Annotated in this window: 1 protein-coding gene; it reads left to right on the top strand. The window is 63.7% G+C overall.

Annotation, left to right across the window (positions count from 1 at the left end; all coding sequences use genetic code 11):
- Positions 1 to 270, top strand: a 270-nt coding sequence (locus SM755_RS23685; RefSeq protein WP_323174839.1) for an aminotransferase class I/II-fold pyridoxal phosphate-dependent enzyme, incomplete at both ends; no start/stop codon positions are given.

Raw genomic sequence — 270 nt, 5'->3', positions numbered from 1 at the left:
CGCCAACGTCGGCACGATCACAGCGCTCGCCCCGGACGTAGTGTTCTCGGACGAACTCAACCATGCTAGCATCGTCGACGCGTGCCGACTCGCCGACGCCGAAACGGTTGTGTACGACCACTGTGACCCGGACGACCTGTCACAGCGGATGGACCGCCGTTCCGCGGACGCAGCGGGCGACGAGTCGTGGCTGGTCGTCACCGATTCCGTCTTCAGTATGGACGGTACTGTCGCGCCGCTGTCCGAACTCTGCGACATCGTCGAGGAATA

It is taken from the genome of Natrialba sp. PRR66 (assembly GCF_034808065.1).
Taxonomy (GTDB): domain Archaea; phylum Halobacteriota; class Halobacteria; order Halobacteriales; family Natrialbaceae; genus Natrialba; species Natrialba aegyptia.
Note: the sequence above shows the minus strand (reverse complement) of the source record. Positions and strands in the feature narration are given on the sequence as shown.